Below are 5,965 nucleotides of genomic sequence, written 5' to 3' on the forward strand. Positions count from 1 at the left end.
CTGGGCATCGAGGGTGAAAAGGTCGTCCAGGCTCTCGCAGGTCTTCCTGAGGCGCAGCGCGAAGCTCTCGTTCTGGCCTACTACGGCGGATACAGCCAAAATGAAGTTGCAGTGCTCGTCGGAGCACCGCTGGGGACGATCAAGACACGGATGCGAGACGGGCTCACCCGTCTCCGCACAGCCATGGGGGTGACAGCATGAACGAGCAGGAATTCGCAGAACTCGCGGCAGGAGCAGCACTCGATGCGCTGTCGCCCGACGACCAGCAGCGATACCACTCCGCACTTGCCGCGCATCCGGAATGGCAGAGCATCGTCGATGTCGATTCCGACAGCGCCGGGCTGCTTTCCTCCGGCGCGGCTCCCGTGGTGCCGTCGCCCGGCATTCGCGCAGCCCTTCTTGCACGCATCGCCGAGACCCCGCAGGGTGGCGATGTCCTTCCGACGTACACGGTCCCGAACGGGGTTCCCGAGTCGGCAGCAGATGCACAGTCCGACACAGAGTCGGATGCCGCGCCTGTCGCCGACCCGCCGACCGCGCTCGGGGGAGAGGCCTCGCCGAAGGCCCCGGCACACCGCCTGCGTATTCTCTTCCCGCTGGCCGCATGTCTTGCTCTGCTCGTCGGAGTGGGCGCCGGAGCGGTCGCGAACAACACCTACCTGAGCCGTCCGGCGAGCGTCGTGGCGCTCGAGGACATCCAGTCGGCAGGTGACGCTCAGCAGGCGAGCGTGTCGCTCGAGAGCGGCGGCACCGCGACCGCCCACTGGTCGGCGTCGCTCGGCAAGTCCGTTCTCGTGACCGACGGCATCCCGTCGCTCGCCGAGGGCGAGACGTACGAACTCTGGTACGTCCGTGGCGAGACTCCGGTGTCTGCCGGCGTGTTCGCGGCGGACGGCGGCGACGCCACAGCAGTGCTCGCCGGCGACATGCAGGCGGGCGATGTGATCGCCGTCACGGTGGAACAGGACGGAGGCTCGCCCTCAGGCCTGCCGACGACCGACCCCGTCGTCGTGATCCCGACCGCCTGACGTCACGGATCGCGCGTACTCTGGAGCGATGCCTGAGCAGTTCTCCCGTCCGGTGCGCCGGCCCACCAGCGCCTTCGACAACATCGTGGGCAGCCACGACCCGGCAGAAGAGACGCGGATCGCGCACGCGACCGCATCCGCTCTGCTGACCCGCGTGCGTGCCGATGAGAGCGGTGTGAGTGCCGACCGTCTGGTCGCCTTCACCGAGGAGCACGGCATCGACGAGATCGCCGAGCTGTGGTCGAAAGCGCCGTCTCGCAGCCTTCCCGGTGCCCTGTGGCGCCTGTACCTGCTGCAGCTGGCCATCCATGCCGATCCGCAGACCGCGGCCCTCCTGTACGAGCGGGGCAGGGTCGAGCTGTCTTCGGTGGACGCGGTGATCGCCGGGGCGCCGGTGCCGGCCAACCCCGACGAGCTGGTCGCGCTGATCGACACGATCCTGCGGGGGGCGTTCCGCGGCGACTTCGCGGTCGCCCTCGATCGGGCCGCGGCGTTCTGCCGAGTGCAGGCGTCCGGGGCGACCCACACGGCTGACGACTACGAGCCCACCGAACCCGCTCGCGCGAGTGAACTCACCACGAGGGCGCTGCGGCTCAGCAGCTACGCGCAGGATCTCTCGGCCTCAGCGGTGCTGTGGCGCACGGGCGCTCTGGCCTGAGTCGGGGTCGTGCCGGAGAGCGTGCATCCGGACATGAAAAGACCGGGCCGCAAAAACGCCTCTCGGCGGAAGGCCGCTCGCAGCGGCAAAAATTGGAGCCCGGGGTTATGCGGCCCGGCCACTACATTGTAACAAGATCGCACTCGGGCTATTCCCGGGGCTCTAGGCTCGGAGCATGACCCGGCGTTTTGCTCTCATGATCGATCCCGCGGCCGCGGATGCCGACCGTTCCGACTTCTCCGACACCTTCACGTTGGTCGATGCGGCAGCTCCCGCGCTGAGCGTGGGAGAGCTGAGCACGCAGCGCGGCGATGGCGTGTTCGAGTCGATCGGTGTCGTCGACGGACATGCGCAAGAGGTCGTGCCGCATCTCGAGCGGCTCGCGCACGCGGCGCAGCTGTGCGATCTGCCGCTTCCCAACCAGACGCAATGGCATCAGGCCATCGAGCGGGCAGCGGCGCACTGCGAGCAGGGCGAGTACGTGATCAAGCTCATCCTCAGCCGCGGCGTCGAGCACGGACCCACGCCCACCGCGTGGGTCACCGCGGCACCGGCATCCGACTTCTCCGCCGTGCGCGAGAGCGGCGTCCGAGTGGTGACCCTCGATCGCGGCTACGACCTCGATGTGGCCGAGAAGGCACCGTGGTTGCTGCTGGGGGCGAAGACCCTCTCGTATGCCGTCAACATGGCCGCTCTGCGCGAGGCCCATCGGCGCGGAGCCGACGATGCGATCTTCCTCTCCCGCGACGGCTACGTGCTCGAGGCGCCGACCGCATCGCTGATCCTGCGCGTCGGCGACCGTTTCGTCACGCCGGCGCCGAACGGCGGCATCCTGCACGGCACGACGCAGCTCAGCGTCTACGAGCACCTCGTCGCCCGGGGCTTCGAGGCCGAATACGGGCGGATCCCGGCATCCGACCTTCCTCGTGCGGATGCCGCGTGGCTCGTCTCGAGCGTCCGTCTGGCGGCGCCCATCACCGCCGTCGACGGTGTCGATCTGCCCGTCGATCACGCCCTGACGGCCGAGCTCAACGCGTACCTGCTCTCTCCCCGCGACTGACCTCCACCTGCCCACCCTCCCGCGCCCAACCGCTTGCCTCTGCCCGCCCCTCCGTCCTTCCTTCCCTCTCTCCCTCTGCACAGTCAGCCAGCGGGCACAACTTCGGACCACCACCCGGAAACGCCGTCCTCGGCCCGGCGATGGCGGCGAGTCGTCGTCCGAAGTCCGCAGCCGTGCTCAGCAAAGGAGGGCGGTCGAGTCGAGTGCGGGGTCAGCGCTCGGGCTTCATCGCCATCGTCGCCAGGACCGCCCTCTCGACGAGGTCCCAATCATGGATGACCATCGCGTAATCGATCCGCTGTCATGTGGCCCCAGGCCGCCGCGGTCGCGTCGCGAACGAGGTCGCGATGCCGGTGCGACACGACCTCATGGTTCGCCTTGCCATCGGTCTCGATGATCAGCCAGTCGTCGACCATGAGATCGATGATGCCGCTGCCGACGAATCGCACCTGAGACCGCACGGACCACCCGTGTCTGCGCAGCCGCAGCCTGACGAGCGACTCCAGCCCGCTGTCGGCATCCGCGCGAGAGAAGTCGATCAGATCTCGTGCGACGGCGTCGGAATGCTGCCACAACCACCGGAGCCCTTCACGGGTGATGAGGCCGAGGCGCCGAGCGGATTCGAGTGCGACGAAGAATGCCTCGCTGCCGCCGCACCGATGGATCTGCAGAAGGATGTGCGGCACCGAGGGGAGAGCGAAGGTATCGGCCGAGGCGCCCGCATCCCAATGACGTATGCAGGCGCAATCCTTGCTGGCGCCCGCATGATGGTGTCTGTCCGGGCGGAGCCAGACGTGAAGCCCCGGCTCGTCGAGAACCCAGATGCCGAGATGTCGGGCCGCGGCCATGCATCCCAGAGACCCGCCGTGCTCAGCGGCCTCGACAGCGGGAGCGCAGGCTGCGTCTCCCGCGTAGACCCCGCGTCGAATCCGCCGGAGTTCGCCCCGCCGGACCCGAGCTTCGAGAGCGCGTCTCGAGCCGGTCGCCCGGAGCTCTCTCCACGTCCAGATCTCGATCGATGATGTGCGGCACATCGAACGAGCATCCATGATCGAGGCAGGCTGTCCGGGCCATGATCCCGGGGCCTGTGGATGCAACCCGGTGAGGCGCGAATGTGCAGGAGAGATGCGGAGAGACTGACCTGTGCACTGCGTCGGAATTCAACGGCGAAACGCCGTGCAACCGGGGAGGTTGCACGGCGTTTCGAGGGTCAGGCCCGAAGTTGTGCCCGCGGGAGGGCTGAGGGGGAAGGGCGGATGCTTATCCGAAGCGCCCCGAGACGTAGTCCTCGGTCGCCTGCACCGAGGGCGTGGTGAACATCGTGCGGGTGTCGTCGTACTCGATGAGCTTGCCCGGCTTGCCGGTGCCCGCGATGTTGAAGAACGCGGTCTTGTCGGAGACGCGGCTCGCCTGCTGCATGTTGTGGGTCACGATGACGACCGTGTACTGCGTCTTGATCTCGGCGATGAGCTCCTCGATCGCGAAGGTCGAGATCGGGTCGAGCGCCGAGCACGGCTCGTCCATCAGGATCACGTCGGGAGACACGGCGATCGCACGCGCGATGCACAGACGCTGCTGCTGACCACCCGAGAGCCCGGAGCCGGGACGATCGAGGCGGTCCTTGACCTCGTTCCAGAGGTTCGCGCCGCGCAGCGACTTCTCGACGAGTGCATCCTGGTCGCTCTTCGCCATGCGCGTGTTGTTGAGCTTGACGCCCGCCAGCACGTTCTCCTTGATCGACATCGTGGGGAACGGGTTCGGGCGCTGGAACACCATGCCGACCTGTCGGCGCACGAGCACGGGGTCGACGCCGGCGCCGTAGAGGTTCTTGCCGTCGATCAGGACCTCGCCCTCGACGCGAGCGCCGGGAATGACCTCGTGCATGCGGTTGAGGGTGCGGAGGAAGGTGGACTTGCCGCAGCCGGACGGGCCGATGAAGGCCGTCACGGTGTTGGGCTTGATCTCGATGCTGACGCCTTCGACGGCGAGGAAGTCGCTGTAGTAGACGTTGAGGTCGTTGACTTCGATGCTCTTGGACACGTGGGATCCTTCTTCTTCAGTCGGGAGAGACGGCTCAGCGGCCGTTGATCTTGGGAGCGAACACCTTGGCGATGATCCTGGCCAGCAGGTTCAGCACCATCACGATGACGATCAGGGTGAGGGCTGCGGCCCAGGCGCGCTCGAGGTAGGCATCGACGGGGATGCCGGGGTACTTGGCCTGCATGTACGAGAACACCGGTAGCGTCGCCATCTGCCCGCCGAACATGTTCAGGTTCATGCCCTGCACGATGCCGACGGTGAGCAGCAGCGGCGCGGTCTCGCCGATCACGCGCGAGATGGCGAGCATGATGCTGGTCAGGATTCCCGCGATGGCGGTTGGCAGCACGACCTTGATGATCGTCAGCCACTTCGGCACGCCGAGCGCGTACGCGGCCTCGCGGAGCTCGTTCGGGACGATGCGCAGCAGCTCCTCGGAGCCGCGGACGACCACCGGGATCATCAGCACCGAGAGGGCGAGCGAGCCCATGATGCCCATCCGGGTGCCCGGGCCGACGATGAGCGAGAACACGGAGTAGATGAACAGACCGGCGACGATCGACGGGATGCCCGTCATGACGTCGACGAGGAAGGTGATGCCGCGGGCGAGTCGGCGTCCCTCGCCGTACTCGACGAGGTAGATCGAGGTCATCAGGCCGATCGGCACCGAGATGATCGTCGCGCCGAGGGTGATCAGCAGCGTTCCGTAGATGGCGTGGATGGCGCCGCCGCCCTCGCCCACGATGTTGCGCATCGAGAAGCTGAAGAACTCTCCGTCGAAGCGCATGAGGCCGTTGATGACCACGGTGTAGAGCAGCGAGATGAGGGGGAGGAGCGCGACGACGAAGGCGCCGGACACCAGTGCGGTCATGAGCCGGTCGATCGCGTGACGACGGCTCTCGACCACCGACGAGATGACCATGATCAGCACCATGTAGAACACGAGGCCGACGACGAGTGTGAGTGCGATGTTGAAATCGGCGGGATCGTTGCCGACGTTGACGAAGGCGAAGATCGTGGCCGACACCGCGAAGGCGACGAGCAGCAGGGCCCACGGAGCCCACTTGGGCAGGTGGCCCGCCGAGGTGATGTGCGTCGGGGTGGCGACAGGGGTGGGGGTGAGTGTGGCGGTCATGTCAGTTGGCTCCCGAGAACTCGGCGCGGCGCGAGACGATCCAGCGG

7 protein-coding genes are annotated in these 5,965 nt (G+C 67.2%); 4 read left to right on the top strand and 3 right to left on the bottom strand.

Annotated elements, in window-relative coordinates; genetic code table 11:
- The 4 genes from J7E68_RS08365 to J7E68_RS08380 form a co-directional block, all read left to right on the top strand.
- On the top strand, positions 1 to 201 hold a 201-nt coding region (locus J7E68_RS08365; RefSeq protein ID WP_285225006.1), incomplete at its 5' end, for a sigma factor-like helix-turn-helix DNA-binding protein.
- The gene (locus J7E68_RS08370) at positions 198 to 1,028 is read left to right on the top strand and encodes an anti-sigma factor (protein WP_215171648.1); all 831 of its coding nucleotides are present in this window, start codon (positions 198 to 200) and stop codon (positions 1,026 to 1,028) included. The genes J7E68_RS08365 and J7E68_RS08370, both read left to right, overlap by 4 nt.
- A 28-nt stretch (positions 1,029 to 1,056) precedes the next feature.
- Entirely contained in the window at positions 1,057 to 1,686 is a 630-nt protein-coding gene (locus J7E68_RS08375) for a DNA-directed RNA polymerase subunit beta (RefSeq protein ID WP_215171650.1), read from the top strand.
- 175 nt (positions 1,687 to 1,861) lie between these two features.
- On the top strand, positions 1,862 to 2,746 hold the full coding sequence (locus J7E68_RS08380; protein WP_215171652.1) for an aminodeoxychorismate lyase: 885 nt from the start codon (positions 1,862 to 1,864) through the stop codon (positions 2,744 to 2,746).
- 269 nt (positions 2,747 to 3,015) lie between these two features.
- On the opposite strand, the gene J7E68_RS08385 is transcribed toward J7E68_RS08380, so the two are convergent.
- From J7E68_RS08385 to pstA, 3 genes are all read right to left on the bottom strand, one after another.
- Positions 3,016 to 3,594: a hypothetical protein gene (locus tag J7E68_RS08385; RefSeq protein WP_251048787.1), complete on the bottom strand. Its 579-nt coding sequence runs from the start codon at positions 3,592 to 3,594 to the stop codon at positions 3,016 to 3,018.
- Positions 3,595 to 4,006: 412 nt separating this feature from the next.
- The gene (gene pstB, locus J7E68_RS08390; protein ID WP_215171654.1) at positions 4,007 to 4,786 is read right to left on the bottom strand and encodes a phosphate ABC transporter ATP-binding protein PstB; all 780 of its coding nucleotides are present in this window, start codon (positions 4,784 to 4,786) and stop codon (positions 4,007 to 4,009) included.
- 34 nt (positions 4,787 to 4,820) lie between these two features.
- Positions 4,821 to 5,918, bottom strand: coding sequence for a phosphate ABC transporter permease PstA (gene pstA / locus J7E68_RS08395; protein WP_215171656.1), 1,098 nt, complete (start codon positions 5,916 to 5,918; stop codon positions 4,821 to 4,823).
- Between the last annotated feature and the right edge of the window lie 47 nt (positions 5,919 to 5,965).

It is taken from the genome of Microbacterium sp. ISL-103 (genome assembly GCF_018613995.1).
Taxonomy (GTDB): domain Bacteria; phylum Actinomycetota; class Actinomycetes; order Actinomycetales; family Microbacteriaceae; genus Microbacterium.

Excerpts from the sequence above, each read along its gene's own strand:
- J7E68_RS08385 (WP_251048787.1), bottom strand. The coding sequence starts at position 3,594 with ATGGCCGCGGCCCGACATCTCGGCATCTGGGTTCTCGACGAGCCGGGG.
- J7E68_RS08375 (WP_215171650.1), top strand. The coding sequence starts at position 1,057 with ATGCCTGAGCAGTTCTCCCGTCCGGTGCGCCGGCCCACCAGCGCCTTC.
- J7E68_RS08370 (WP_215171648.1), top strand. The coding sequence starts at position 198 with ATGAACGAGCAGGAATTCGCAGAACTCGCGGCAGGAGCAGCACTCGAT.
- pstA (WP_215171656.1), bottom strand. The coding sequence starts at position 5,918 with ATGACCGCCACACTCACCCCCACCCCTGTCGCCACCCCGACGCACATC.
- J7E68_RS08380 (WP_215171652.1), top strand. The coding sequence starts at position 1,862 with ATGACCCGGCGTTTTGCTCTCATGATCGATCCCGCGGCCGCGGATGCC.